This is a genomic window from Rhizobium sp. BK316, assembly GCF_014193695.1.
Lineage (GTDB): Bacteria > Pseudomonadota > Alphaproteobacteria > Rhizobiales > Rhizobiaceae > Rhizobium.
Genome location: NZ_JACHZR010000004.1, coordinates 423,119 through 447,841 on the forward strand (window position 1 = coordinate 423,119; position 24,723 = coordinate 447,841).

Annotated in this window: 26 protein-coding genes and 1 tRNA gene; 9 read left to right on the forward strand and 18 right to left on the reverse strand. The window is 59.7% G+C overall.

What is annotated here, in order from left to right:
• Window positions 1-31 precede the first annotated feature (31 nt).
• Together FHT87_RS20915 and FHT87_RS20920 are read left to right on the forward strand one after the other, a co-directional pair.
• Entirely contained in the window at window positions 32-1,564 is a 1,533-nt protein-coding gene (locus FHT87_RS20915; protein ID WP_183804709.1) for an acyl-CoA carboxylase subunit beta, read from the forward strand.
• Between the two features lie 128 nt (window positions 1,565-1,692).
• On the forward strand, window positions 1,693-2,088 hold the full coding sequence (locus FHT87_RS20920) for a DoxX family protein (RefSeq protein ID WP_183734992.1): 396 nt from the start codon (window positions 1,693-1,695) through the stop codon (window positions 2,086-2,088).
• A gap of 111 nt (window positions 2,089-2,199) precedes the next feature.
• On the opposite strand, the gene sugE is transcribed toward FHT87_RS20920, so the two are convergent.
• The 7 genes from sugE to FHT87_RS20955 form a co-directional block, all read right to left on the reverse strand.
• On the reverse strand, window positions 2,200-2,514 hold the full coding sequence (gene sugE, locus FHT87_RS20925; RefSeq protein ID WP_183735106.1) for a quaternary ammonium compound efflux SMR transporter SugE: 315 nt from the start codon (window positions 2,512-2,514) through the stop codon (window positions 2,200-2,202).
• 162 nt (window positions 2,515-2,676) lie between these two features.
• Window positions 2,677-3,120, reverse strand: a complete 444-nt coding sequence (locus FHT87_RS20930) for a YaiI/YqxD family protein (protein ID WP_183804710.1) — start codon at window positions 3,118-3,120, stop codon at window positions 2,677-2,679.
• A gap of 10 nt (window positions 3,121-3,130) precedes the next feature.
• Window positions 3,131-3,604 (reverse strand): GNAT family N-acetyltransferase, encoded by a 474-nt coding sequence (locus FHT87_RS20935; RefSeq protein ID WP_183734994.1) that lies wholly within the window; start codon window positions 3,602-3,604, stop codon window positions 3,131-3,133.
• Entirely contained in the window at window positions 3,604-4,731 is a 1,128-nt protein-coding gene (locus FHT87_RS20940) for an S-(hydroxymethyl)glutathione dehydrogenase/class III alcohol dehydrogenase (protein ID WP_183734995.1), read from the reverse strand. Before FHT87_RS20940 ends, FHT87_RS20935 begins: the two co-directional genes overlap by 1 nt.
• A gap of 128 nt (window positions 4,732-4,859) precedes the next feature.
• The gene (locus tag FHT87_RS20945) at window positions 4,860-6,869 is read right to left on the reverse strand and encodes an acetyl/propionyl/methylcrotonyl-CoA carboxylase subunit alpha (protein ID WP_183734996.1); all 2,010 of its coding nucleotides are present in this window, start codon (window positions 6,867-6,869) and stop codon (window positions 4,860-4,862) included.
• Between the two features lie 81 nt (window positions 6,870-6,950).
• Window positions 6,951-7,655, reverse strand: a complete 705-nt coding sequence (locus tag FHT87_RS20950) for a hypothetical protein (RefSeq protein ID WP_183734997.1) — start codon at window positions 7,653-7,655, stop codon at window positions 6,951-6,953.
• Between the two features lie 97 nt (window positions 7,656-7,752).
• A complete protein-coding gene (locus tag FHT87_RS20955) occupies window positions 7,753-8,679 on the reverse strand; it encodes a DMT family transporter (RefSeq protein WP_183734998.1) in 927 nt (308 codons plus the stop codon).
• A gap of 150 nt (window positions 8,680-8,829) precedes the next feature.
• Here FHT87_RS20955 and FHT87_RS20960 point away from each other — a divergent pair, with 150 nt between their 5' ends.
• A complete protein-coding gene (locus FHT87_RS20960; RefSeq protein ID WP_183804712.1) occupies window positions 8,830-9,117 on the forward strand; it encodes a transposase family protein in 288 nt (95 codons plus the stop codon).
• A gap of 21 nt (window positions 9,118-9,138) precedes the next feature.
• Window positions 9,139-9,669, forward strand: a complete 531-nt coding sequence (locus FHT87_RS20965) for an ISAs1 family transposase (protein ID WP_183735000.1) — start codon at window positions 9,139-9,141, stop codon at window positions 9,667-9,669.
• 77 nt (window positions 9,670-9,746) lie between these two features.
• On the opposite strand, the gene FHT87_RS20970 is transcribed toward FHT87_RS20965, so the two are convergent.
• The 3 genes from FHT87_RS20970 to FHT87_RS20980 all read right to left on the reverse strand — a co-directional run bounded on the left by FHT87_RS20970 (window position 9,747) and on the right by FHT87_RS20980 (window position 12,733).
• Complete coding sequence (locus tag FHT87_RS20970) at window positions 9,747-10,118, reverse strand: response regulator (protein ID WP_183735001.1); 372 nt, start codon at window positions 10,116-10,118, stop codon at window positions 9,747-9,749.
• An 81-nt stretch (window positions 10,119-10,199) separates the two neighbouring features.
• The gene (locus FHT87_RS20975; RefSeq protein ID WP_183735002.1) at window positions 10,200-10,844 is read right to left on the reverse strand and encodes a response regulator transcription factor; all 645 of its coding nucleotides are present in this window, start codon (window positions 10,842-10,844) and stop codon (window positions 10,200-10,202) included.
• A complete protein-coding gene (locus FHT87_RS20980; protein WP_183804714.1) occupies window positions 10,841-12,733 on the reverse strand; it encodes a sensor histidine kinase in 1,893 nt (630 codons plus the stop codon). Before FHT87_RS20980 ends, FHT87_RS20975 begins: the two co-directional genes overlap by 4 nt.
• A gap of 199 nt (window positions 12,734-12,932) precedes the next feature.
• Here FHT87_RS20980 and FHT87_RS20985 point away from each other — a divergent pair, with 199 nt between their 5' ends.
• The 3 genes from FHT87_RS20985 (at window position 12,933) to FHT87_RS20995 (ending at window position 15,904) form a co-directional block, all read left to right on the forward strand.
• Window positions 12,933-13,943, forward strand: coding sequence for an HAD family hydrolase (locus FHT87_RS20985; protein WP_183735004.1), 1,011 nt, complete (start codon window positions 12,933-12,935; stop codon window positions 13,941-13,943).
• A 102-nt stretch (window positions 13,944-14,045) separates the two neighbouring features.
• On the forward strand, window positions 14,046-14,888 hold the full coding sequence (locus tag FHT87_RS20990; protein WP_183804715.1) for a hypothetical protein: 843 nt from the start codon (window positions 14,046-14,048) through the stop codon (window positions 14,886-14,888).
• A 227-nt stretch (window positions 14,889-15,115) separates the two neighbouring features.
• Window positions 15,116-15,904 (forward strand): hypothetical protein, encoded by a 789-nt coding sequence (locus tag FHT87_RS20995; RefSeq protein WP_183735006.1) that lies wholly within the window; start codon window positions 15,116-15,118, stop codon window positions 15,902-15,904.
• Window positions 15,905-15,937: 33 nt separating this feature from the next.
• On the opposite strand, the gene FHT87_RS21000 is transcribed toward FHT87_RS20995, so the two are convergent.
• The 8 genes from FHT87_RS21000 to FHT87_RS21035 form a co-directional block, all read right to left on the reverse strand.
• Entirely contained in the window at window positions 15,938-16,366 is a 429-nt protein-coding gene (locus FHT87_RS21000; RefSeq protein ID WP_183735007.1) for a DUF2721 domain-containing protein, read from the reverse strand.
• A gap of 55 nt (window positions 16,367-16,421) precedes the next feature.
• Window positions 16,422-17,081, reverse strand: a complete 660-nt coding sequence (locus FHT87_RS21005; protein ID WP_183735008.1) for a hypothetical protein — start codon at window positions 17,079-17,081, stop codon at window positions 16,422-16,424.
• Window positions 17,082-17,181: 100 nt separating this feature from the next.
• Window positions 17,182-18,855 (reverse strand): arylsulfatase, encoded by a 1,674-nt coding sequence (locus FHT87_RS21010; protein WP_183805078.1) that lies wholly within the window; start codon window positions 18,853-18,855, stop codon window positions 17,182-17,184.
• A gap of 516 nt (window positions 18,856-19,371) precedes the next feature.
• Entirely contained in the window at window positions 19,372-20,109 is a 738-nt protein-coding gene (lipB, locus tag FHT87_RS21015) for a lipoyl(octanoyl) transferase LipB (protein ID WP_183735009.1), read from the reverse strand.
• 263 nt (window positions 20,110-20,372) lie between these two features.
• Window positions 20,373-20,457, reverse strand: a tRNA-Leu gene (locus FHT87_RS21020).
• Window positions 20,458-20,630: 173 nt separating this feature from the next.
• Window positions 20,631-21,002 (reverse strand): hypothetical protein, encoded by a 372-nt coding sequence (locus FHT87_RS21025; RefSeq protein ID WP_183735010.1) that lies wholly within the window; start codon window positions 21,000-21,002, stop codon window positions 20,631-20,633.
• A gap of 330 nt (window positions 21,003-21,332) precedes the next feature.
• Window positions 21,333-21,830 (reverse strand): BON domain-containing protein, encoded by a 498-nt coding sequence (locus FHT87_RS21030; protein ID WP_183735011.1) that lies wholly within the window; start codon window positions 21,828-21,830, stop codon window positions 21,333-21,335.
• Window positions 21,831-21,909: 79 nt separating this feature from the next.
• Window positions 21,910-22,404, reverse strand: coding sequence for a peptide deformylase (locus tag FHT87_RS21035; protein WP_183735012.1), 495 nt, complete (start codon window positions 22,402-22,404; stop codon window positions 21,910-21,912).
• Window positions 22,405-22,847: 443 nt separating this feature from the next.
• Between FHT87_RS21035 and mgtE the strand changes: the two genes are divergently transcribed.
• On the forward strand, window positions 22,848-24,263 hold the full coding sequence (gene mgtE / locus FHT87_RS21040) for a magnesium transporter (RefSeq protein ID WP_183735013.1): 1,416 nt from the start codon (window positions 22,848-22,850) through the stop codon (window positions 24,261-24,263).
• Window positions 24,264-24,323: 60 nt separating this feature from the next.
• Window positions 24,324-24,716 carry a MerR family DNA-binding transcriptional regulator gene (locus FHT87_RS21045; RefSeq protein WP_183735014.1) on the forward strand — a complete coding sequence of 131 codons (393 nt, stop codon included), beginning with the start codon at window positions 24,324-24,326 and terminating at the stop codon, window positions 24,714-24,716.
• The last annotated feature ends 7 nt before the right edge of the window (window positions 24,717-24,723 follow it).

Below are 24,723 nucleotides of genomic sequence, written 5' to 3' on the forward strand. Positions count from 1 at the left end.
TACAAACCGCGGCAAGCGGCGAGGGGAGATCATGAAGGATATTCTGGAAGAGCTCGAACGCCGCCGTGGCATCGCCCGTCTCGGCGGCGGACAGATGCGCATCGACGCGCAGCACCGGCGCGGCAAGCTGACGGCGCGCGAACGCATCGACCTCTTCCTCGACGAAGGCTCCTTCGAGGAGTTCGACATGTTCGTCGAGCACCGCTCCACCGATTTCGGCATGGACAAGAGCCGCATTGCCGGCGACGGCGTGGTGACCGGCTGGGGCACGGTCAACGGCCGTACCGTCTTCGTCTTCGCCAAGGATTTCACCGTCTTTGGCGGTTCGCTCTCGGAAGCTCATGCCGAGAAGATCATCAAGGTGCAGGATATGGCGCTGAAGAACCGCGCGCCTATTATCGGCATCTACGATGCGGGCGGCGCTCGTATTCAGGAGGGTGTTGCGGCACTCGGCGGTTATGCCGAGGTCTTCCAGCGCAATGTGCTGGCCTCAGGCGTCATTCCGCAGATCTCGGTCATCATGGGGCCATGCGCCGGCGGCGACGTCTATTCACCCGCCATGACCGATTTCATCTTCATGGTGCGCGATACGTCCTACATGTTCGTGACTGGTCCCGACGTCGTGAAGACCGTCACCAACGAGACCGTGACGGCGGAAGAGCTCGGCGGCGCGAGCGTGCATACGACGCGCTCGTCGATTGCCGACGGCGCCTATGACAATGATGTCGATACGCTCAGCCAAGTGCGCCGGCTCATCGATTTCCTGCCGCAGTCGAACACATCGCCGGTGCCTGAGATCGAATGTTACCAATCGGTGACCGATACCGACAATTCGCTGGACACGCTGATCCCAGCGAATGCCAACAAGCCCTACGACATCAAGGAATTGATCCAGAAGGTGGCGGACGAGGGGGATTTCTTCGAGATCCAGGCGAGCTTTGCCAAGAACATCGTCTGCGCATTCGGGCGCATCGAGGGCTCGACGGTGGGTTTCGTCGCCAACCAGCCGATGGTACTGGCCGGCGTGCTTGACAGCGATGCCTCACGCAAGGCGGCGCGTTTCGTGCGCTTCTGCGACTGCTTCAACATTCCGATCGTCACCTTCGTCGATGTGCCGGGTTTCCTGCCGGGCACGGCGCAGGAGTATGGCGGGCTCATCAAGCATGGCGCCAAGCTGCTCTTTGCCTATGCCGAGGCGACGGTGCCGAAGCTGACCGTCATTACCCGCAAGGCCTTCGGCGGCGCCTATGACGTGATGGCATCGAAACATCTGCGCGGCGATCTCAACTATGCCTGGCCGACGGCGCAGATCGCCGTCATGGGCGCCAAGGGGGCGGTGGAGATCATCTTCCGCAAGGACATCGCCGATCCCGAAAAGATTGCCGCGCATACGAAGATGTACGAGGACCGCTTCCTGTCGCCGTTCGTCGCAGCCGAGCGCGGCTATATTGATGAGGTGATCATGCCGCATTCGACGCGGCGGCGGCTGGCGCGAGGCCTGAGGATGCTGAAGAACAAGGATCTCAGCAATCCCTGGAAGAAGCACGACAACATCCCGCTGTGATCGAATAAAAGAGGCCCGTCAGGTGTTTATCCACTGTCGAAGTTGTGAACGCCCGTCAGCAATCCGTGTCTTCAATCCCTGTTAGAGACGCGGTAACGCTCGGCGGCACACCCTTAAGGAGAGTCTTTATGTCAACTTTCGAGCGTCTGTCTGCCTACCGCCCCTATGGTCTGGCCGCTCTCAGAATCATGACCGCGCTTCTGTTCATCGAGCACGGCACGATGAAGCTTTTCGGCTTCCCGGCCGCGCAGGGCGATGGCCCGCTTTCGACGCTGTCCCTGATTGCGGCACTGCTGGAAACCTTCGGCGGCATTCTCATCCTCATCGGCTTTGCGACGCGGCCGGTGGCCTTCCTGCTGGCGGGTGAAATGGCGATCGCCTATTTCATGGCGCATATGCCGCACAGCTTCTTCCCGGCTCTCAACCAGGGCGACGCCGCGATCCTGTTCTGCTTCATCTTCCTCTACCTGTTCTTTGCCGGTGCCGGCGCATGGTCCGTCGACAACAGAAACGCGACTGCGTAGATTCAGAGAGGTAGAGCGTCCTTTGTGCGTCCGAATGAACGCACGGCGCTCTAACAAAAAGGCTGCGGGTTTATCGCCCGCAGCCTCTTCTTCATTTGAGATATTTCTATTTCAGGCCGTCAGCTTGAGGCCGGCAATGCCGGCGACGATCAGCGTAATGCAGATCAGGCGCGAGGCGCTTGCCGCATCGCCCAGAAGCCAGACGCCGAGCAGCACAGTGCCGACCGTGCCGATACCGGTCCAGATCGCATAAGCCGTGCCGATCGGCAGGCTTTTGACGGCAAGACCGAGCAGGATGACACTCACCACCATGGAAATGACCGTAAGGATCGTCGGCATCGGGCGGGTGAAGCCATCGGTATATTTCAGACCAATTGCCCAGCCGCATTCAAAAAGGCCAGCGAGAAAAAGCAGAAACCAGGCCATCATACTCTCCTTGTCAAGAGCGAGGCCGTCCCCGCGACTTTTGCGACCGGGCAAACCCGAGCGCCGCAGTCGTCTGCGTCACATTCGATATGGACGAGGGAACGGCTGACTTCAAGTTAGGAATTGGCATAGCTGCCATGCCACCCGATTCCGGAGCGGCAATCAGGCGTTCTTCGCGCGGCGGCAGAGACGATCGAAGGTTTCGAGGAAACGCGAACGATCCTTGGGGCTGAAAGCCGCATTGTAGCCCTTGCTCTCGCCGGTCTCGCGCAGATGGGCGCCGAGATCGCGCATGGCGCTTGCCATGCCGATATTGGTTTCATCGAAGACGCGACCGGTCGGGCCAGTGACAAAGGAGCCCTTGGCGACGCAACGGACCGCAAGCGGCACGTCGGCAGTGACGACGACATCCGTTGGGCCGGTATTGTCGGCAATCCAATTGTCGGCAGCGTCGAAGGCGTTGGAGACGATGACGTTGCGCACCATCGGATCGCGGGACGGGCGAAGGCCCGAATTGGCGACGAAGGTCACTTCCATGCCGAGGCGTTCGGCCACTTTCAGGATTTCAGGTTTGACGGGGCAGGCATCCGCATCGACATAGATCATGGCGATATCCTCACGCCGGCTGGGTGGCCGGCTGGCGGACCATGTCGATATGGGGAATGCCGTCTTCCAGATATTCCTCCGAGGTTTTCACGAAACCGAAGGATTCGTAGAAGCGGCGCAGATGCGCCTGCGCCGACAAGGCAATGGGATTTTCCGGATAAAGCCGCTCGCAGACGACGATCGATTCCGTCATCAGCGCATCGCCTAGCCGCTTGCCCCGGTGGGTGGGCGAGACGACGACGCGGCCGATCTTTACCGGATCCTGCGCGCTGTATGGCTTCAGGACCCGCGTCGAGCCGAGTAGTTCGCCGTCATCCAGCAGCCGCAGATGCAGGGCGTCGATGTCCTTGCCGTCCAGTTCAGGGTAGGGGCAGTTCTGCTCGACGACGAAGACGTCGACACGCATCCTCAGGAGATCGTAGAGCTCCCGCGCGGAGAGCTCGTCGAGACCCTTGAGGTCGACCTTGTAAGCAATTGCGCCCATCAATAGACCACGACGCCGCGGATGCTTTCACCCTTATGCATGAGATCGAAGCCCTTGTTGATGTCTTCGAGCGGCATGGTGTGGGTGATCATCGGGTCGATCTGGATCTTGCCCTCCATGTACCAGTCGACGATCTTCGGTACGTCGGTGCGGCCACGAGCGCCGCCGAAGGCCGTGCCCATCCAGTTACGGCCGGTGACCAGCTGGAAGGGACGCGTCGAAATCTCCTGGCCGGCGCCGGCAACGCCGATGATGATGGACTTGCCCCAGCCGCGGTGGCTGGATTCCAGCGCCTGGCGCATGACCTTGGTGTTGCCGGTGCAGTCGAAGGTGTAATCGGCGCCGCCGATCAGGTCGCCATGGCGCTTCGTCATGTTGACGAGGTAAGGCACGATGTCGTCGCCGACCTCCTTCGGATTGACGAAATGCGTCATGCCGAACTTCTCGCCCCATGCCTTGCGGTCGGTGTTGATATCGACACCGATGATCATGTCGGCACCGGCAAGGCGCAGGCCCTGCAGAACATTGAGACCGATGCCGCCGAGACCGAAGACGATGGCGGTCGAGCCGATCTCGACCTTGGCGGTATTGATGACGGCGCCGATGCCGGTCGTGACGCCGCAGCCGATGTAGCAGACCTTGTCGAAGGGGGCGTCGGGATTGATCTTGGCCAGCGCGATTTCCGGCAGAACGGTGAAGTTCGCGAAGGTCGAGCAGCCCATGTAATGGTGGATCTTGTCCTTGCCGATCGAGAAGCGCGAGGTGCCATCGGGCATCACGCCCTGGCCTTGGGTCGCGCGGATCGAGGTGCAGAGATTGGTCTTGCGCGAGGTGCAGGAATAGCACTCGCGGCATTCCGGCGTGTAGAGCGGAATGACGTGGTCACCCTTCTTCACCGAGGTGACGCCGGGGCCGACGTCGACGACGATGCCGGCGCCTTCATGGCCGAGGATCGCCGGGAAGAGGCCTTCCGGATCGGCACCGGAGAGGGTGAAGTCATCGGTGTGGCAGATGCCCGTCGCCTTGACCTCGATCAGCACTTCGCCGGCCTTGGGGCCTTCCAGCTGAACGGTCATGACCTCAAGGGGTTTTCCTGCCTGAACGGCAACGGCGGCGCGAACATCCATCTTCCATCTCCTCGTGATTTGCGAGCGCGACTCTTGCACGCCCGACAAGGGTGGCTCAAGCGGAAAAAGACCTTGAGCGCTTTCTGAAAATCGGCTTTGCCTAGCGCCTTCTGAACATCGGCTTCGCCTCAGGCGAATTCCATAATGACGGCATCGACCGCGAGGCTTTCGCCGGGAGCGGCCTTGATCTTGCCGACGACGAGGTCACGCTCGGCGCGCAGCACGTTTTCCATCTTCATGGCTTCGACGACGGCAAGCGTTTCGCCCGCCTTGACCTCCTGGCCCTCAGATACGGCAATCGAGACGACGAGACCGGGCATGGGGCAGAGCAGCAGCTTGGACGTATCAGGCGGCAGCTTGACGGGCATCAGGCGGTCAAGCTCGGCATGGCGGGGCGTAAAGACGCGCGCCTTGACCGACAGACCCTGCCAATCGATGCGCAGGCCATTCAGGATCGGGCGGATCTGCGCCGTCACCGGACGGCTGGCGATCCTGCCGCGCCAGACCGGATCGCCCGGTCTCCAATCGGTGACAATTGTTTCCGTTCGGCCGCCGACTTCCATTTCCATTTCAAAGGGAATGGTGACGAGGCCATCGATAAGTTTAACCGGCACATAGCTGCTACCGAGCTTGACGACCCATTCTTCGCGCAGCGGGCCGGTCGGATGGCGCAGGCGATCGGCGAAGCCTTCGCGCCTGATGGTATCGATCAGGGAAGCAGATAGGGCGATCGCGGCGAGGGCTGCCTCTTCCGAGGCGTCGGGTGCCATTGGTGCGAAACCGTCTGGATATTCCTCCGATATGAAGCCGGTGGAGAGACGGCCTTCGCGCCAGCGCGGATGTTTCATCAGCGCCGACAGGAAGGGAACATTATGCTCGATGCCATCGACGACGAAAGCGTCGAGCGCCTGTCCCATGGCCTCCACCGCCTGCAGCCGGCTCGGCGCCCAGGTGCAGAGCTTGGCGATCATCGGGTCGTAGTACATGGAGATTTCGGCACCTTCGAAGACGCCGGTATCATTGCGGATGATCACATCGCCGTTGCGGCCTTCCGCCGGCGGGCGGTAGCGCGTCAGGCGGCCGATCGAGGGCAGGAAGTTGCGGTAGGGATCTTCGGCATAGAGGCGGCTTTCGACCGCCCAGCCGTTCAGCTTGATGTCCTTCTGGGCGAAGGGCAGCTTTTCGCCGGCGGCGACACGGATCATCTGCTCGACGAGGTCGATGCCGGTCACGAGTTCCGTTACAGGATGCTCTACCTGCAGGCGGGTGTTCATTTCGAGGAAATAGAAATTGCGATCACGGTCGACGATGAACTCCACCGTGCCGGCGCTCTGATAGTCGACGGCCTTTGCCAACGCCACCGACTGTTCGCCCATGGCGGCCCGAGTCTTCTCGTCGAGGAAAGGCGAGGGTGCCTCTTCGGCAACCTTTTGGTTCCGGCGCTGGATCGAGCATTCGCGCTCGCCGAGATAGACGACATTGCCGTGGGCGTCCGCCAGCACCTGGATTTCGATATGACGCGGATCGACCACATATTTTTCGATAAACACGCGGTCGTCACCGAAGGAGCTTTTGGCTTCCGAGCGGGCGCGGTCGAAACCGTCGCGCACTTCCGCTTGCGTCCAGGCAATGCGCATGCCCTTGCCGCCACCGCCGGCCGATGCCTTGATCATCACGGGATAGCCGATCTCGGCTGCGATCTTTTCGGCATGTGCGGCATCTTCGATCACACCAAGATAGCCGGGTACCGTCGAAACCTTGGCAGCGTTGGCGAATTTCTTCGATTCGATCTTGTCGCCCATTGCCATGATGGCCTTGGGCTTCGGGCCGATGAAGATAATGCCTTGCTCTTCCAGCGCCTCGCAGAAGGAGGCGCGTTCCGACAGGAAGCCATAGCCGGGGTGCACGGCTTCAGCACCGGTCTCCTTGCAGGCAGCAATGATCTTCTCGGCGACGAGATAGCTTTCGGCTGCCGGAGCAGGGCCGACATGGACGGCCTCATCGGCCATTTCGACATGCAGGGCATCCCGATCGGCATCCGAATAGACCGCAACGGTGGAAATGCCCATACGGCGCGCGGTTTTGATCACGCGGCAGGCAATCTCGCCGCGATTCGCGATCAGGATTTTCTTGAACATCGAGACTCCACCCAGGAAATGCGTTCCTGAGTTTTACGCATAAAAAGCCGGAACGCACAATCGGGCTGAGGAATCGGCAGATCAGGCAACGGCAGCTTCGACGACCGGCTCTTCATCGATGATGCGCAGCCAACGGCTCCGTCTGGGTTCGGCAAAGTCCCTGAGTTCGACGGCAGCCATGATCTCGCCCCAGCGCTGGTGATTGGCGCCGGGCTGGGTTGCTGCCTCGATACGCTGCAGGACTCCGTATTCCACCGGAGAAACGCCGATGATACCGCCTTCGCTGACGCCTCTCAGAATCCGCATGACATAGTCGACGTCCTGGCGCGTGATGCTTCCACGGGCGGTGGCGCGGGTCAGCTTGTAGCCACCAATATCCTCTGACAGCGCCAGGCGGAGCTGGTCGAGCGCCAGAGCCCGCAGCTCATCGGGAACATAGGCGCTGAGTTCCATGACATGCAGGATGAGCTCGAGCTCGAGCGCGGAATTGACGACGCCGTCGGTCGTGAACATGCGCATGATCCAAGCGACATTGATCTCGTCCAGCGATGCCTGCGGATAGGTATAATCGACGATGAAGCCTGCCAGCTGTTCAACGAAGAACGTGTTCCATTCGGCGCATTTTTCGGGGCAGGAACTATTGAGCGCCAACATCACCACGACATGATCGGATGTCCGGATTCCCTCCGGAAAGGTATGTTTGCGCAGCAGGACAATGTCTTCGGCCGTCAGCCGATGCTTCCCGGCGACGACGCACGCCGGAAAAGCGAGACGGAACTCACTCATGTTTTATCTCCAGACTTCATCATGAAGTCGGAAATGGTTTTATCGATGCCGAATTGAAGATCCCTCAAGAAGGACGGTTAACCCCCGATGCGGCATTTCATGCGGATTTTAATGATCGCACCTGCAAGCGCTCGCGCCAGATGATGAAAAGCCCCGATGCGACGATGATGGCGATGCCGATCCATTTGGAAACATTCGGAAAATCGCCGAAGAGGGCATAGCCGAGCACGGTCGCCGAAATGATCTCGAAATATTGGAACGGCGCCAGCAGCGACAGCGGCGCCAGGCGAAAAGCCTTAACAACCAGCATGTGCGCATAGCCTGAGATCGTGCCGAGGATCAGCAGCAGGACGAGGCCAAGCCAGGAGGCGGGCAGGGAGGGCGTGAAGTCGGCACTGCCGAGGCTGCTTCCGACAAACATTGCGCCCGCCATGAAGATCGTGCCGCCGATGCCGGACATGGTCTGCATCGTCAGCGGCGAATCCGCCTCGCCGATGGCGCGATTAAGGAAAAGATAAAGTGAGAAGAGGAAGGCGCAGAAGACCGGCAGTAGCGCCTTCAGGCCGAAGATCTCGTAGCTCGGCTGAATGACGATCATGGCACCGCCAAAACCAACGACGATCGCCATCCAACGACGCCAGCCGACCTTGTCTCCCAGGAACAGCGCCGAAAGCGCCGTCAGCATGAAGGGCTCGACGAAATAGATGGCGAAGACGTCGGCGAGCGGCATGTATTTGACCGCGACGAAGAAGAGCAGGCTGGCCGCACCATGCAGCGCGCCGCGCAACAGGTTCATCCATGGGCGCTTGGCCGACAGCGCCTGTAAGCCGAACATGGCAAAGAGGATCGGCAGGGTGCAGACGAGCTGGAAGAAGAAGCGGTAGAATGTTACCTGTCCGGGCGACATGCTCTCGAAGGTCGCCATATATTTGGCGATCGCATCCATCGTCGGCAGGATGGCCATGGCACCGGCCATGATGGCCATGCCCTGGAGGGGATTCTGGGTGGAGGGAGATTCGGACATGACGGCTGCTTCTTGCGGATGACGTCATCAACCACAGGAAAGCCAGCGGATCAAGGACAGTGCCCAGGGCAATCGGGTGAGTTAACGGCAGACAATGGGTGAAAACTTTGAATCCGTGAGAGGCCTCTGATTCGTATAGGAGGTGTGGTGATGGATTTGCAGCCTACGATTTCGGAAGGGATAGTTTTTCTTTTGTATTTCTCTGAGCTTCCGGACAAGAGGCAAGCTCTGAAGGTGCGCTATCCTCTTGAAGAGGTTCTGCTTCTTTGCCTTGTCGGGATGATCTGCGACTGCAATTACATAAACGAGATTGCCTGGTTTGGCGAAAAACGGCTGGCGTTTCTTCGCCGCTTCAGCCGCTTTGCCTATGGAACGCCGTGTGAGGATCAACTGGGTGTCATTCTCGCAAGCCTTGATGTGGCGGCGTTCCAGAGCTGATTTGCCCGATGAGTAGCGGAGGTGACCGGCCAGCCAGCCGAGGTCATCGCCATTGATGGCAAGACCTCGCGTCGCTCCGGCACGAAGGGCAACAAGGATGCGCTTCATACGCTCAGTGCGTTCTCGGCGCGGCAGAAACTGGTCCTGGGACGGGTGACGGTCTCGGAGAAATCCAATGAAATCACAGCCATCCCCAAACTGATCGACATGCTTTCGATCCAGGGCGCGGTGGTGACGATCGACGCCATGGGATGCCAGAGAGAGGTCGCCTGCAAAATCATCGACAAGCAAGCCGACTACATTTTGGCGCTGAAGGGCAATCAAGGCACGCTGCATGATGACGTCAAACTGTTTGGAGCCGAACAGATCGAGCGATGCTTCGCCGATTGCCTCCATGACATGCATCGAACCGTGGATGGCGATCACGATCGGATCGAGACGCGCAACGTCCATGTGCTGAGCGATATTGGCTCAGGCTCGCTCCCGGCAAAGATTCCATCAATCTCAAGCGCAAAACCGCAAACTGGGACGACAAATACATCGAGGCCGTAATCCGCGTAAATTAATGCTTCGCTCTCCTTTGGCGTCGAATTTACGAACAACGGGGTCCGTTTCTCTCGATGCGGAACTCACAATCCCACCGACTTTTTGACTGCTTCGATGAGGACGGATCCTGCGAAGGGCTTACGCAAGTATGCGATGCTGCCTGCCTGCTCTGCCTCGGTTTTCAGGCGGTCGTCTTCGAGGGCGGTGATGAAGATCACTGGCAACTTCAATCCAGCCTCTTTCAGCCTGCGCTGCAATTCGATGCCGGACATGCCGCCCAGATCGATATCCAGCACGAGACAGTCGATCGAGGCCTCTGGGTCGCGGCGGAGAAAGGCTTCCGCCGATGCATACTCGATGGCCGGAAAGCCGTAGGCGTTGAGAAGCCGCCTGACGCTTCGACGTAGGCTCGCATCATCATCGACCACGGCGACAGTGCGGCGCAGCTTTCCCACCTCATGCCCCCATGCGTGACAGTACGCGAGATCCGCAGTTGTCGGTTATCGTAGGCGTGTCAGCGGTTGTTTGATATTGCCCTAAGGGGAGGGTCGATCATCCGAGGCCATACCGCGTCCGAGGTCAAGACCGATGTAGGCGGCCATTGAGACAGCCTCCGCCAGCGATCCTACTCCGAGCTTCTCCATGACCTGATGGCGGTGCACCTTCACCGTCCGCTCCGATATGCCAAGGGCGTAGGCGATCTGCTTGTTGAGCTTGCCACGGATGATCAGCTCGAAGACTTCCGCTTCGCGCGCGCTCAAGCTCGCCACCAATGTCCTCAGTTCCTGAACACGCTCGTGCTCGGCCCGCCGCCTCTCATATTGAGCCAACGCGCGCTCGATCGTTTCCATCAGGACCGCCACCGAACTCGGCTTCTCCAAGAAGTCCTGTGCGCCCGCTTTCATTGCGTCGACGCCGGCTTTTATGTCTCCTTCGCCGGTGAGGAAAACGATTGGCAGTAGCGGCGCCAGTTCGCATAACTGGCGCTGTATTTGCAGACCAGATTGACCTGGCATCTGTAGGTCAAGAAGAACGCAGCCCGGCTCGCAGCTTGGAAGGGAGGCGAGAAACTGATCTCCGGATTCATAGGCCGCGACCTTCAGACCATATGCGCAGAGCAGCCGTGCAGTTGCCGTTCGGTAGGATTCGTCGTCGTCTACGAGATGAACGACTGGTTTCATGCGCCTCGCGCCTCCCGTCGGGCGAGAGGCAGGACGACCCGGAAGATGGCGCCGCCTTCAGGCCGGTTGTACGCAGAGATCGTGCCGCCATAGGTCTCGACGATGGCGCGCGATATGGAAAGACCCAACCCCGTCCCTGCGTTCTTGGTCGTATAGAACGGCTCGAAGATGCTGGACAGGCGCTCTTCAGGAATGCCGTTGCCTGTGTCGACAACACAGAGCTCGACCCTCTGCTTCTCAATTCCTGTCGCGAATGTCAGGATCCTTTTGGCGGAATCGGCGTCCATCATGGCGTCCATCGCATTGGTCGCCAGATTGAGGATGACCTGTTGCACATGGACCTTGTCTGCCCGCACCGGCAGCTCGCTCGCCGGCCGATTTGTATTGAGTGTAATGCCTCTGCGCTCGGCATCGCCATGAATGATTCGGATAGCGCTCGACGCGACGTCGTTCAGGTCGAACACCTGCCAATCGATCTCACGTCTCTTTTTGAGCAATCCTCGCATCCGGCCAATGATGTCGCCCGCACGCTGATCGTCGGCCTGGATGTCGAGAAGGATTTGCTGGATCAACTCCCGATCGGGGTTGCCACTTCGAAGGAGCTCGGACGCCGCCTCGGCATTGTTTCGAATTGCCGACAGAGGCTGGTTCAGTTCGTGGGCAATCGACGAAGACAAGGCACCGGCAGTCGCCGACTGGTTGAGGTGAACGGCTTCCAGCAGGTGAAGGCGAGACCGGCTCTCCGCATCCTGGCGACGACGTCGTTCGAGCAACAATGCTACGATGATGCCCGCCTGCATCAGAACGACCCCGAGCACTCCTGTTGCCGCCAGCCAGTGTTCTTCCCACAGGCTCTTCGCTCTGTACATCTTGACAGTCCCCGGAGGAAGATTCCCCTCCGCAAGCCCCCAACGCCGGAGCTGTCGAGCATCTACGATGTTTGTCTGGGGTGCCTGGACATCCGAGACCGGGCGGCCGGCTATGACATCGATGACAAGATTTCCGACGGTCTGCCCCAAAGTATCAAATGTGACGGTATTGCCACCGACGACGCCATGGTCGATGTAGGTCTGGTAGGGGCCATAGACAGGTGCGCTGGCCGTTGCCGCGATCTGCCTGATCGCTTCGCGCGGGATGAAATTCCGCCCCGCCCGATCCTTAAAGACCGTCAACGCCAGGATGATACTGTCGGAGGGGACATGTGCTGCACGTTCGATGAATTCCTCGATCGTCAGATTTTCCAGGTACGTCGTTTCGTATGACTTGGAGAACTCGTCGAGATCTGCGCGCGCCGTCGCCAACCACCCCCGGTCGAACTCCGACGATCCACCGATGATGTAAAGGTGACGGGCATTGGGCTGCAGTCCACGGGCCATTTCGGCTGTCTTCAGAATGTCGAATGTCGTGAACGCCCCGATCACGTCATCCGAAAGATCGATGTTCTCCGCGGTGGAGTTGCCGAAGCCTGCCGCGACTATCTTCGCATTGGGAGCGATCCTTCCGCGGTTTGTCGATATGAAGCTGGCAGACTCCTTCCCGAGGGCGACGATCACATCCGGGCGACGAGCGGCATACTTCTCTGTCAGGTATCGTCCCATGCGTGCGGCATGGTCGGCTTCCGGAAACCTCGCCAGATCAAGAAACTCTGAAAACAGATCGATCTTGCCGTCTGTCGCTTCCAGCAGGCGGCTGCGCAACGCTTCTCCGGCAGCCGTCGTTGCCGCGATCCTCTCATCATAAGGATAAAGTATGAGAACGCGCGGCGGCCGATTGAGGAGTGCGGGCGATGTATCGGGAGTGGTGGCATAGCAGTTCGAAGCCATCAGAAAGAGCGACACCAGCAAGGCGCCAGCGCATCGCAATCGTCCTGCCCCGCTGCCCAAGGCCATTGGTCCACCCCCCAAAGCTTTGCGACGATAACACCTTCTTGGTGTGGTGTCATCCGTTCCAAACACCACTGTTGATTGCCATGGGATCCCGACGATTCCCCAAAGTGCAATATCGGAGGGCGATCACATTCGCTAGAGTTGGGCGGCGCCGGGACGGAGTGCAATTCACCAGGCGCGCGCTCACGTGAGGGTACACTCGATGTTCGTTATCCGCCACCTCATCAAATCGGCACGCGATGTGATTCCGGTTATCATCGCAACACTTTTCCTTGCTGCGCCCGCCTACGCACAGAGCGAGCCCCTTCCGTCCTGGAACGATACCGCGCCCAAGGCGGCTATCGTCGCCTTTATCGAGAAGGTGACCAAGCAGGGCTCGCCCGACTTCGTCCCGGAACCCGAACGCATTGCGGTGTTTGACAATGACGGGACCCTTTGGGTCGAACATCCCATGTACACCCAGCTTGCTTTCGCCTTGGACCGGGTCAAGACGCTCGCTCCGCAACATCCGGAATGGAAGAACGTGCAACCGTTCAAGGCGGTACTCGAAGGTGATATGAAGACGCTTGCCGCTTCGGGTGAAAAAGGCCTCCTGGACCTCATCATGGTCACGCATGCGGGAATGACAAACGACGATTTCCAGAAGATTGTCACCGACTGGCTTTCGACGGCACGCGACCCAAAGTTCAATCGGCCCTACACCGAGCTCGTCTACCAGCCGATGGTCGAACTGCTGTCCTACCTGCGCGCTAACGGTTTCAAGACATTTATCGTGTCGGGTGGCGGCGTGGAGTTCATGCGGCCGTGGACGGAGAAGGTCTACGGCGTCCCGCCGGAGCAGGTCATCGGTTCCTCGATCAAGACCGAGTTCAAGATGCAGGACGACACGCCGACCTTGCACCGTCTGCCGGAAGTCAACTTCATCGATGACAAGGCGGGCAAGCCGGTCGGGATCAACGAGCAGATCGGCCGCCGGCCGATAGCAGCTTTCGGCAACTCCGACGGCGATCTCGAAATGCTGCAGTGGACGACGATGGCCGGCGCGCCGGCGCGGCTTGGGATGCTTGTTCATCACACCGATGCGGAGCGAGAATACGCCTACGATCGCAACACCGAATTCGGCCGCCTCGACAAGGCGCTCGACGCGGCGGCGATCACCGGCTGGACCGTGATCGACATGAAATCCGACTGGAAACAGATCTTCAGGGACTAGAACCGCGCGCCCCTCAGCCGGCGGCGCTTACGACATCAGACTTTAACAACGTTCACCAAAGGTGACGGGCTTTCTGCCCATCCCAACTGGGAGGATACCGCCATGAAAGTCGACCGTCTTACTATGCTCATCTTCGCCGGAAGTTTTGCGCTGGCCTCCGCCGTCTCTGCGCAGGACGCCCCGAAGAAGCCGCATGTACCGCTCGAAAAAGCAATTGGCCAAGTCACGCCAACAGGTCCGGTGCCGTCATTGGCCGTGATCAATTCGGCTGGCGCCAAAATCGAAAACGGAAAGCTCGTTCTGACCGGCGTTTCGGCCAACTCGATCGTTTTTGCCGACCGGCCGGTGCGGGCGGCTGGCCATGTGACGACCGAACAATTCATCATGCAATGGGACGACGGCAAGGACAACTTCGCTGTCGATCCTCCCAATGCGACTGTGTCGGTGCTGGGCGGCGATGGATCGGACGTCAGCGATGCCGTCGTCACGCTGAAGACTCCGAAACTTGACGGCACGACACTGACCTTCGACATCGCCGTTTTGGAGGGAAGCCTAAGCGGGGCGACCGGGCCGGCGGCCGTCTTCATCGATCACTTCGGTGGTAGTTTCGGCGGAGGTGGTTTCGGTGGCTTCCATGGAGGCGGTTTCGGCGGCGGCAGCTTCGCCGGAGGCGGTTTCCGTGGCGGAGACTTCGCGGGAGGTGATTTCCGCGGCGGCTACCGCGGAGACGACATCCATATCGGCGACACGAACATCAACCGTGTCGGCGGCACTTACTGGCATGCGCCCGTCTACCACGGGGCCTGGTATCGCGGCGCTCCCGTCGCGGCGGGCGTGGTGGCCGGCACAGCCATTGGAGCGGCAGCAGCCCGCCCCTATTACTACAATTCCTATTACAACAACAATCAGCAATGCGGCTACTACCCCTTCCCGCCTTGCTATTGATCATCCACCTGCCTCACGCCGCCCAGGCGGCGTGACCTTTCCCTCGACATCGGAGGAACACGTAGGACTGAGGCCGGCGGGCCACAGATCTCGGCCATTCCGCCTGATAATCAACCCAAAATAGCGATTTCAGCTTGCCAGGATCCACTTCCTCTTGCACGAATCCGTGCTCGGACGCTGCGGCGGCAGAAGCACCGCTGGGTGGCAAACGAGATCGGGGGATTCTCATGAAAGCCAATTACTTGCATGCGATTGTCTTGCTAGCCGGCGTCGCAGCCGCATCATTCGGCAATGCCGCCGATCTCACACCGCTCGCGCCGGAGGCGAAGACGGTCGAGACCCGGAGCGGCTGGGAATTCACGGTCGCGCCATACTTCTGGGCTGCCGGAATTTCCGGGGACTTACGGCAATTCGGGCTTCCCGAAGTCAACATCGACGCCGATTTCGGCGACATTCTCGACAATCTCGACTTCGCCTTCATGGCTACGGCCGAAGCAAGGTATGACCGCTACAGCGTCGTCGGCGACGTGATCTACGTCAAGCTGGGTGCCGATGCGCACACGCCCCGCGGCATCTTCGCCGACAGCGTCGGCGTGACGTCGGAGACCTTTGCCGGACTTCTCGGCGTGGGTTACGCCGTACTCGAGGATCAGAATGGCCACCTTGACGTGTTCGGCGGCATGAAAGTCTGGTCGGTCGAGACGGACATCTCCTTCAACGGCGGACTTCTGGCCGGTGTGGAGCGGGAAGACAGCGCAACGTGGGTGGACGCGGTCGTCGGCCTGCGCGGGAACTACTTCTTCACCCCGGAAATCTATGTCACGGGATGGGGGCTGGTGGGCGGCGGCGGCGCCGACGTCGACTGGGACGTGGGCCTCGGCCTCGGCTACAAGTTCAACGACACCATCTCGGCAGTGGCCGGATACCGCGCACTGGGCGTCAACTACGAGAACGACGGGTTTGTCTTCGATGTCGTCCAGCAGGGTCCGATCATCGGGGTTTCGTTCCACTTCTAATGACGGCGAGAGTCGCCTTGAACGGTTCGGCGATCATCGCAACTGACGGTCGTCGTGCTCACTTTGTGACAGCCGGATGTCCTGCAGGAGTCGGAAGAGCGACGCCGCCAGGAAGCAGAGTGACGCAATGAACAGTACGGCGGCGCCCGGTTCGTGACGGTATCCCAGAAACGCGACGACGAAGCCGAAGAGGAGCAGAAGCGTCACGCCGATTCCGGCCAGCACCGCCAGGTGTAATGCGCTGTTCAAGAGGCGTTCACGCCGCCTCAGCTCCCCGATTCCCTTCTTCAGCGGGGCTCGGACGTCACTCTCGTCGATCTCGCGGAGGTTTCTGATCCGCTCGGTGACGCCGGAAATCCGATTGACCAAAACCGCCACCATCGCCGCGACGCCATTGAGCATGAACGCCGGTGCGACCGCGTGATTGATCATCGTTGAAAGCTGATCGGCTTCCACTGACATACGGGCACCTTCGATCCCTTCGGCACGAATGGACGGCCGCGGCGCCGGCGAGGCGCTACGGAATGACGTTGACTGCACGCGCGGCCACGAGGACGAGTGTCAGGAGCGAGATGGTGCTTTCGAGCATCATCAGCCCCTTCGCACGTCGGGTGAGTGGCAGCACGTCCGTCGGACTGAAAGCGGTCGCTGTGTTGAATGCCAGTGATAGATAATCGACGTAGAGCGGCCGCCAGTCTGGCGACGCGACTTCGGGAGTCGACGCCTGCGGAAACAGCCAGTCGGGTCTTCCCGCCATCCCACGCGCGATGCGCGAGGGGCCGCCCGCGTCGATCTGCCAATAGAGCAGCGAGAAGGTGAGAACGTTGGTGATCCAGATGGTAAATGACGACGTCAACAGCGACACTGATCGCGTCTCGGGCGGGTGGATGGTAATGATCCCGACCATATCTCCGAGTTCCGCTGCCGTATTGCCTGCGTAGACACTGGCAAGCAGCATGATGGCGATGTGCTCGATTCGTAGCCACACAGCGTTGTCAGCGGACACCGTTACCATGATCATTGGAACGATAGCTGCCACTACGACCGCGTATGAAACCCATCGCGGCATGGCATAGATGTGGTGTGGCAGCACCTCCAATAGGGCGAACACCGCCAGGATCGCCACCACCGGAGGCCAGCGTGGTTCGTCACGACCTGCTTGGATGACATCGCTCATCGTTCCGCCCTCAGTCGGCACCAAGGATCATGTCAGGTGAAGCATTGTGGCGGACGCCGCGAAGGGCGTCCGCTCCGACGTCGTTACGCTACTGTGCGCGTCAATCGTGACCTGTCTTCATTTCCCGGACCTGCTGCATCACCTGCTCCAGATTGTAGCTTGCAGGGTCCTGAAGCGGCGGGAAGGGGATATAGGTCTCGAGATGCTTCAGCCACAACTGCTGGCCGATGGGCAGGATATTCCAGTCATAGACATAGGCGGTGGACGGCGAGGCGATCGCGCCGGCCGTCCCGAAGAGTGTCTTGAGCTGCTGACCGACCGAGGTCTCGAACGGATCGCGCTTGATGTTGACGACCTGCGTCCAAGCGTACGGCATCACCCCGGTAATGAAGCCCGTCGGATCGTCTGACACCATGGCGAAGTACATCTTCCAGTTCTTGTAGCGGACCGCCGACGGCTCCTTGCCGGAATAGTACAAGAACGAGTCGCGCGCGGATGGCGCCTTGCCTTCCAGGAAGTCGCGCTGATCGATCCCATCGAGCGTGGTCTTGACGACATTCGGATACTTGCCAGCCTCGATCTCTTTCTTCAGCCCGTCGCCCTTGGGGCCGCCGGCGATATTCACGAGTGTCGGCAGCCAATCGAGCGAAGAGAACATGTCGTTCTTGACCGTGCCGGGCTCGATGTGCCCCGGCCAGCGCACGACCAGCGGGGCACGCATGCCGCCTTCCCAGGTGCTGAGCTTGCCACCCTTGAAAGGTGTCACGCCACCGTCCGGAAAGGTGAGCGTCTCGGCGCCGTTGTCGGTGGTGAAGACGACGATGGTGTTGTCGAGTTCGCCCATCTCCTCGAGCTTCTTCAAGACGTAGCCGATGTTGTCGTCCATCTGCTTCATGCCGGCTTCGTTGACGCCCCAGTCCTTGCCGCCGGGCTCACCGACCATGTTCAGGTACTTGTCCGGTAGCACGGTGGTGATGTGCATACGGGCCGGGTTGTACCAGACGAAGAACGGCTTCTTGGTCTTTTCCGGATCGTTGCGGTCGAGGAAGTCGATGACCTTCCCGGAAATCTCCTCGTCGATCGTCTTGGAGCGCTCGATCGTCAGCGGACCCTCGTCCTTGCAGGATTGATTTGCCGGCGACCCGTCGGAGGACGTGCAGGCGAGCACCGGGCGCGGCGGCGTCAGGCAGGTCGTGGCCTTCGGGTCCACGGCCGCCGGGTTTTCCGTCAAACCGGGGATCGGCGTGTTTCTGCAAGGTGGCGCGATCCCCTGCTCGGTCGGGGTCTTGTTGATGTCGGGGAAACTCACTCCCTGCATGGCGTCGAGATGATAGAGATAGCCCCAGAACTCCTGGAAGCCATGTGCCGTCGGCAGGGATTCGGTGGTATCGCCGAGATGGTTCTTGCCGAACTCGCCCGTCGAGTAGCCGAGATCATTCAGGAATCTGGCGAGATGAGGCGTGCCGGCCCACAGGTAGGACGGGCTTCCGGGAATTTCCGGCAGGACCATGCCGACACGCACCGGCTGCATGCCGGTGATAAAAGCAGTACGTCCCGCCGTGCAGCTCTGCTCGGCATAGTAGGTCATGAATTTCGCACCCTCATGGCCGATGCGATCGATGTTCGGCGTTTCGCCGACCATCAGGCCCTGATGGTAGATGCTGGGCTGCATCCAGCCGATGTCGTCACCCATGATGAACAGGATGTTGGGCTTCCCGGTCTCCTGCGCGTGGATTGTCGCCGTGCTCGCCAACAGGCTGCCGGCGACTGCCATTGCTGCTGTTATGAACTTTGTAGTCCGTCTCATTCGTAGTGCCTCCCTCAGGGGGTCGCCATATGGACGACCAAGGTTGGTTGAAAGACGAGTCAACGCAAAGGAGGGTTTGTCGGCGACGTCCAAGTTTACCGATTAGCAAAATTGGACAGATCATTTTGGTAGAGACACGGCTCCTCGGCCTGCACGGCGACCCTCGACTTGCGGAAGAGGGATTTCCACTCTTCCATCCATTTTTTACATTGTATTAGCATCACCAGATATTGCCCTTTGGGGAATCCGTCGTGACGAGTCTGCGAGTTGCCTAGCGATCGGAGCCGTCCACGACGCCTTCCATGCAACCGGATCACGACTTCCCTAAAAGGACAACAGGCAGCAACCGCGACCGCATGTCATAAGATGCGCAGAGGCACACTCTCGCTGGGCTCGCTCCCGGCAAAGATTCCATCAATCTCAAGCGCAAAACCGCAAACTGGGACGACAAATACCTCGAGGCCGTAATCCGCGCAAATTAACTCACCCGATCGACCTGGGACAGTGCACCGTATCGTTGATGGTTTCTCCGAAGATCTCTTCGAACGCGGCGCGCAGGCGGATATCGGCATCGATCATCGTCACGAGCAGGCCAAGATCGACGAGGCTGGTGACGCCATAGGCCGAGATGCCACAGGGCACGATGCCGTTGAAATGATCGAGATCGGGATCGACGTTCAGCGACAGGCCGTGGAAGGTCACCCATTTGCGCAGGCGGATGCCGAGCGCGGCAATCTTGTCTTCCGCCATGGTGCCGTCAGGCAGCAGCGGCCTTTCCGGCCGGCGGACCCAGACGCCGACGCGATCCTCGCGGCGTTCGCCGCGCACATTCATCGAATCGAGCGTGCGGATGACGACTTCTTCGAGTGCCGCGACGAAGGCGCGCACATCCTGCCTGCGGCGCTTGAGATCGAGCATGACATAGGCGACGCGTTGGCCGGGGCCGTGATAGGTATATTCGCCGCCGCGGCCGGTCGCGAAGACCGGGAAACGATCCGGCTGGACGAGATCCTTCGCATCGGCGCTGGTACCGGCCGTATAAAGCGGCGGATGCTCCAGCAGCCAGACGAGCTCGTCGCCGCCTTCGGAAATTGCTGCCACTTCCCGCTCCATCGTCTCCACCGCTTCCGCGTAGGGAACGAGCGCATCGGAGATACGCCAGCGCACGGGGCGCGAACCAAGTTTCGGGAGCATCGAGAAATCGAGATCAGTGCGTAGCATGGCAGTCCTTGGCGCTATCCGCAAAAGGAGAGGGCGGGCGCGGGCTTCTATATGGACTTGGGCGAAGAGGGATTCAATCGCTCTTTGCGGCGGGCAGCCGTCTCGCAGACGCAATCAGCCGGGCCACAGGTTTTGCTGTGATATCACAAGTGGCGGTATCGGGGGGAAGGGGCTGCCGCACGCTACGTCTTGTGGCAATGAGATGCAAACCAAAGCACTAAACCCTTGGCCAAAAAGAAAAAACCCGCCGAAGCGGGTTTCTTTGGTGCGGTCGAGAAGACTCGAACTTCCACGGGTTGCCCCACAGCGACCTCAACGCTGCGCGTCTACCAATTCCGCCACGACCGCATCGTGGTAGGGCCGATTTGCGTCGGCGAGGCAGCATGTAGCAAAAGCCTCTGACGGACACAAGCGCGATGTGACAGTTTTTTTTAAAAGCTTGCCCGAGATGTGGAATACGCCGCGTGGGGCATTGAAATTGCAAAAGAAAAGGCCGGAAACCGGCCCTTTCTCGGATCAGGTCAGTGCATCGCGCGGCATGCTTCGGTGCGGCTTGCGCCGCTATCGGCACCTTTCTGGTGCGAACCCTTCGGGCCGATCATGCTGTGGCAATCCGGAAGCGGCTTGATACTGGCGGTTGCCGTGTTGTCGACTTTCGCGGGCTTGGCCATCGCGACGGGTGCGAAACCGTCGCTGTCATTCGTATAGTCGCTGGAATAGGCCGGGGGGGTCACATGCGTCGGGTAGTGGACGGGCTTCGCCGGCGCGACCGGCGTCTGATAGAGGCCATCACCATCGTTGGAATAGTCGTCCATATATTTCGGCTGTGCAAAAGCGGCACTTGCCATGCTGACCGCAAACAGGGTGGCGGCGACGGCGAACTTCATGCGCATGGGTCTATCTCCTCAATCTGTTGTTGAATTCAACAACGTAAAACCAACCCCCGGCAAGACCGAGTCCGCTCCCCAATTCGGGCAATTTTGTGAGAAAGATGACTGCCGTCCTGCGGCGTTTTGTCCAAATAAAATCACATATTTGTCAATGCTCTTGAGGGGTGCGTTACCTTAGCCGGCGCAGTTAATCGCCTGAGAAGTCCGCGCTTTCATCAAGATGACAATCCTGCAATCTTTAATTGATTAACTATTTGTAATTTTAGAGACCCAAAAACCGGAAAGCAGGGTGCTTTCCGATTTTCAAATATGGCGATTTCGTGTCTTTCGGCCTTAATCCTCGTTCGGAATGTGGGCATCTACGCCGATCATCCGCAAGTGGTTTCTCACCCGACGGACACCATCCACGGAGAGGGCACCGAGCTCGACCTTGCGGGCGATGCCGATGGTTTCAACTGAACCTTCCAGCGTCACGGTATGGCCGTCGGCGTGAACTTCGACACTGTCGACATCCACGTCGGGGATGTTCTCCAGATTCTCGGTGACGCGGGCTTCGAGCTCGTCGCTCTCGTCGCGGTCGATCGTATCCGGTTCGAGCGAATCCTTGATCCGGTTCTCGTCGCCGTCCTCGTTCGTGCCGTCGATGCGGAAGCCGCTGTTGCGGTCGCGGTCGAAATTGGCGGAGGTTTCGCCATAGGGGCGGTTTTGACTGCCAGCAGCCTTGGCGCCGTTGCCGTCGGCATAAGGCCAGCCATCGTCCAGATTACGTGCCTCGAAATCGCGGTAATCCTCTTCGCGGGAAAGCGAGGTCTTGTCATTCTTTCCAGGCATTGCCGTCTCCTTCCGGGTTTCCTTTCTGCAGGGCAAACGCCGGAAGGTTGCTATTGGTTCGGCCGACGCCGGCGAAGCCTTAGCTTTTCATCTTTTCCCATTTCCTGATCAGCCGGTCACGCTTCAGCCGCGACAGGCGCTGCAGCCAGAAAATGCCGTCGAGCTGATCGACCTCATGCTGAATGCAGACAGCGAGGAAGTTCGATGCCTCTTCTTCGTGCTGCTGGCCTTCGAGATCCTGATAGCGGAAGCGGATCGCATTTGGACGCAGGACCTCATCCGTGGCGCCGGGCATGGACACGCTGCCCTCCATGTGAACCATCGTCTCGTCCGAGAACCAGGTAATGTCGGGATTGACGTAGATGCGCACGCTATCCGCCTTGTCGAGCTCCAGCACGGTCACGCGCTGGAAGACGCCGATATGGGCTGCGGTAATGCCGACGCCGGGTGCTGCGCGCATCGTCTGCAGCAGATCGTCGGCAAGCTCGGACAGGGCCGAATCGAACGAGGTTACCGGTGTGCAGACCGTCTTCAGGCCGGGATGCGGGTAGCGGAGAATCGGGCGGATCGGCACAGCTAAGCTTCCTTTCGATAAACGGCAGCGGAAACAGGAGCATCTCCGCTTTTCTTCGAAGCGCGAAAATGCTCCGTTTTATCGTCACGCAATGCCGGCGCAAAACCGCTACACACTTTTGCTGGCATTGCATAAAGCCGATCACAGGCATTGTCATCAGAAAGCATGTGTTTGAGCTTTACGGCAGAAATGCTTTGGGCTAGAGCGCCGTGCGTCCGTTCGGACGCGCAAAGGACGCTCTACCTTTTTGAATCTACGCATCAGGCTTTCCGAAAATCGGTTCCGATTTTCGGGCCGATGCTGTAACAGGTCGATCAAGGATTCCGGCTGCGGCAAGGCAGGGCGGAATTCGCTTATCCGCTTGTTGACAATGCATTTTCAGCCGACATTTTCGAATGCGGCTCGATAGTCTTTGAAATCAGATAGAAATGCGAGGGCGGCATATGACGACGACCGATACCGAAGACCGCATTCGCAAGCGTCCGACCGACGAAGACGTCGATATCTATAACGAAGACGGCAGTGTGCGCAGCGATTTCCTGGCGCGGCTGGGTGCAGCTATCGCCGACCGCGACACGCTGTTTCTTCGCCAGAACGTCGCGCGCCTGCACGAATCGGAAATAGGCGACCTGCTCGAATCGATCCAGCCGGATCAGCGCCTGGCGCTGGTGCGCCTGCTCGGCGACGATTTCGACATGACGGCGCTGACCGAAGTGGACGAGACGATCCGCCGCGAGATCGTCGACCAGCTGCCGAACGAACAGATCGCCGCAGCCATCGGCGAACTGGATTCGGACGACGCCGTCTACATTCTCGAAGACCTCGACAAGGAAGACCGGGAAGAAATTCTCGCGCAGCTGCCGTTCACGGAGCGCGTTCGTCTTCGCCGCGCCCTCGATTATCCCGAAAGCTCGGCTGGCCGGCGCATGCAGACGGAATTCGTCGCCGTGCCGCCATTCTGGACAGTCGGGCAGACCATCGACTACATGCGCGACGAAGAAGACCTGCCTTACTCCTTCTCGCAGATCTTCGTCATCGACCCGACCTTCAAACTGCTCGGGGCCGTCGATCTCGACCAGATCCTCCGCACCAAGCGGCAGACGAAGATCGAAGCCATCATGCGGGAAACCAACCATCCGATCCCCGCAGAGATGGACCAGGAAGAGGCCGCCCAGCTCTTCGAACAATACGACCTTCTGTCCGCTGCCGTCGTCGACGAGAACGAGCGTCTCGTGGGTGTGCTGACCATCGACGACGTCGTCGACGTGATTCATGAAGAGGCGGACGAGGATATCAAGCGACTCGGCGGTGTCGGCGACGAAGAACTGTCCGACAACGTCATTTCGACCGTGCGCTCGCGCTTCCTCTGGCTCTTGATCAATCTGGGCACCGCCATGCTGTCTGCCAGCGTCATCGGCCTGTTCGACGGCTCTATCGAGAAGATGATCGCACTCGCGGTGCTGATGCCGATCGTCGCTTCCATGGGCGGCAATGCCGGCACGCAGACCATGACCGTGACGGTGCGTGCGCTCGCGACCCGCGACCTCGATATCTACAATGCCGGCCGCATCATCCGAAGGGAGGCCGGTGTCGGCATCCTGAACGGAATGCTCTTCGCCTTGCTGCTGGGCATGATCGCCGGCACCTGGTTCCACAATTACCAGCTTGGCGCCGTCATCGGCGCGGCCATGATCATCAATCTGATCGCGGCGGCCCTTGCCGGCATCCTGCTGCCGCTGCTGCTCGACAAGATGGGGGCGGACCCGGCGATTGCGTCGTCCGTGTTCGTCACGACCGTCACCGACTGTACCGGCTTCTTCGCCTTTCTCGGCCTAGCGACATGGTGGTTCGGCATCTGAGTGCCGAAATTGACTATTACGTAAAAGTCAATATTATGTCAGATCGATGACGGGGATGAGATGCTAGTGAACAAATACTATACCATAACGGAGCTGACGCGCGAATTCGGGGTGTCGACGCGTACGCTTCGCTTCTATGAAGATGAGGGCTTGATCCATCCGGAGCGCCGCGGCCGCACCCGTCTGTTCCGTCCTGCCGACCGGCGCCTCATTCAGGAAATCCTGCGTGGCCGGCGCATCGGCTTCACCATCGCCGAAATCCGGGAAATCATTCAGGTCTACAAGGAGCCGCCGGGCGAACTCGGCCAGCTCAAGCTGTTGATGAAGCGTGTAGACGAAAAGCGGGAAGAGCTGCGCCAGAAGCGCAAGGACATCGACGAAACGATCACCGAGCTCGACAATATCGAGGAGGCCTGCCTCGGCCGCCTCGCCGAGATCGGCGTTACCACCTGATCATTAC

Coding starts and splice junctions, on each gene's coding strand:
- FHT87_RS20995 (WP_183735006.1), top strand. CDS start 15,116: ATGAAAGCCAATTACTTGCATGCGATTGTCTTGCTAGCCGGCGTCGCA.
- FHT87_RS21025 (WP_183735010.1), bottom strand. CDS start 21,002: ATGCGCATGAAGTTCGCCGTCGCCGCCACCCTGTTTGCGGTCAGCATG.
- FHT87_RS20975 (WP_183735002.1), bottom strand. CDS start 10,844: ATGAAACCAGTCGTTCATCTCGTAGACGACGACGAATCCTACCGAACG.
- FHT87_RS20950 (WP_183734997.1), bottom strand. CDS start 7,655: ATGAGTGAGTTCCGTCTCGCTTTTCCGGCGTGCGTCGTCGCCGGGAAG.
- FHT87_RS20980 (WP_183804714.1), bottom strand. CDS start 12,733: ATGGCCTTGGGCAGCGGGGCAGGACGATTGCGATGCGCTGGCGCCTTG.
- lipB (WP_183735009.1), bottom strand. CDS start 20,109: ATGCTACGCACTGATCTCGATTTCTCGATGCTCCCGAAACTTGGTTCG.
- FHT87_RS21005 (WP_183735008.1), bottom strand. CDS start 17,081: ATGAGCGATGTCATCCAAGCAGGTCGTGACGAACCACGCTGGCCTCCG.
- FHT87_RS20985 (WP_183735004.1), top strand. CDS start 12,933: ATGTTCGTTATCCGCCACCTCATCAAATCGGCACGCGATGTGATTCCG.
- FHT87_RS20960 (WP_183804712.1), top strand. CDS start 8,830: ATGGATTTGCAGCCTACGATTTCGGAAGGGATAGTTTTTCTTTTGTAT.
- mgtE (WP_183735013.1), top strand. CDS start 22,848: ATGACGACGACCGATACCGAAGACCGCATTCGCAAGCGTCCGACCGAC.
- FHT87_RS21000 (WP_183735007.1), bottom strand. CDS start 16,366: ATGTCAGTGGAAGCCGATCAGCTTTCAACGATGATCAATCACGCGGTC.
- FHT87_RS21010 (WP_183805078.1), bottom strand. CDS start 18,855: ATGGCAGTCGCCGGCAGCCTGTTGGCGAGCACGGCGACAATCCACGCG.
- sugE (WP_183735106.1), bottom strand. CDS start 2,514: ATGGCCTGGTTTCTGCTTTTTCTCGCTGGCCTTTTTGAATGCGGCTGG.
- FHT87_RS20990 (WP_183804715.1), top strand. CDS start 14,046: ATGAAAGTCGACCGTCTTACTATGCTCATCTTCGCCGGAAGTTTTGCG.
- FHT87_RS20945 (WP_183734996.1), bottom strand. CDS start 6,869: ATGTTCAAGAAAATCCTGATCGCGAATCGCGGCGAGATTGCCTGCCGC.
- FHT87_RS20955 (WP_183734998.1), bottom strand. CDS start 8,679: ATGTCCGAATCTCCCTCCACCCAGAATCCCCTCCAGGGCATGGCCATC.
- FHT87_RS21030 (WP_183735011.1), bottom strand. CDS start 21,830: ATGCCTGGAAAGAATGACAAGACCTCGCTTTCCCGCGAAGAGGATTAC.
- FHT87_RS20935 (WP_183734994.1), bottom strand. CDS start 3,604: ATGGGCGCAATTGCTTACAAGGTCGACCTCAAGGGTCTCGACGAGCTC.
- FHT87_RS20920 (WP_183734992.1), top strand. CDS start 1,693: ATGTCAACTTTCGAGCGTCTGTCTGCCTACCGCCCCTATGGTCTGGCC.
- FHT87_RS20930 (WP_183804710.1), bottom strand. CDS start 3,120: ATGATCTATGTCGATGCGGATGCCTGCCCCGTCAAACCTGAAATCCTG.
- FHT87_RS21045 (WP_183735014.1), top strand. CDS start 24,324: ATGCTAGTGAACAAATACTATACCATAACGGAGCTGACGCGCGAATTC.
- FHT87_RS20940 (WP_183734995.1), bottom strand. CDS start 4,731: ATGGATGTTCGCGCCGCCGTTGCCGTTCAGGCAGGAAAACCCCTTGAG.
- FHT87_RS20915 (WP_183804709.1), top strand. CDS start 32: ATGAAGGATATTCTGGAAGAGCTCGAACGCCGCCGTGGCATCGCCCGT.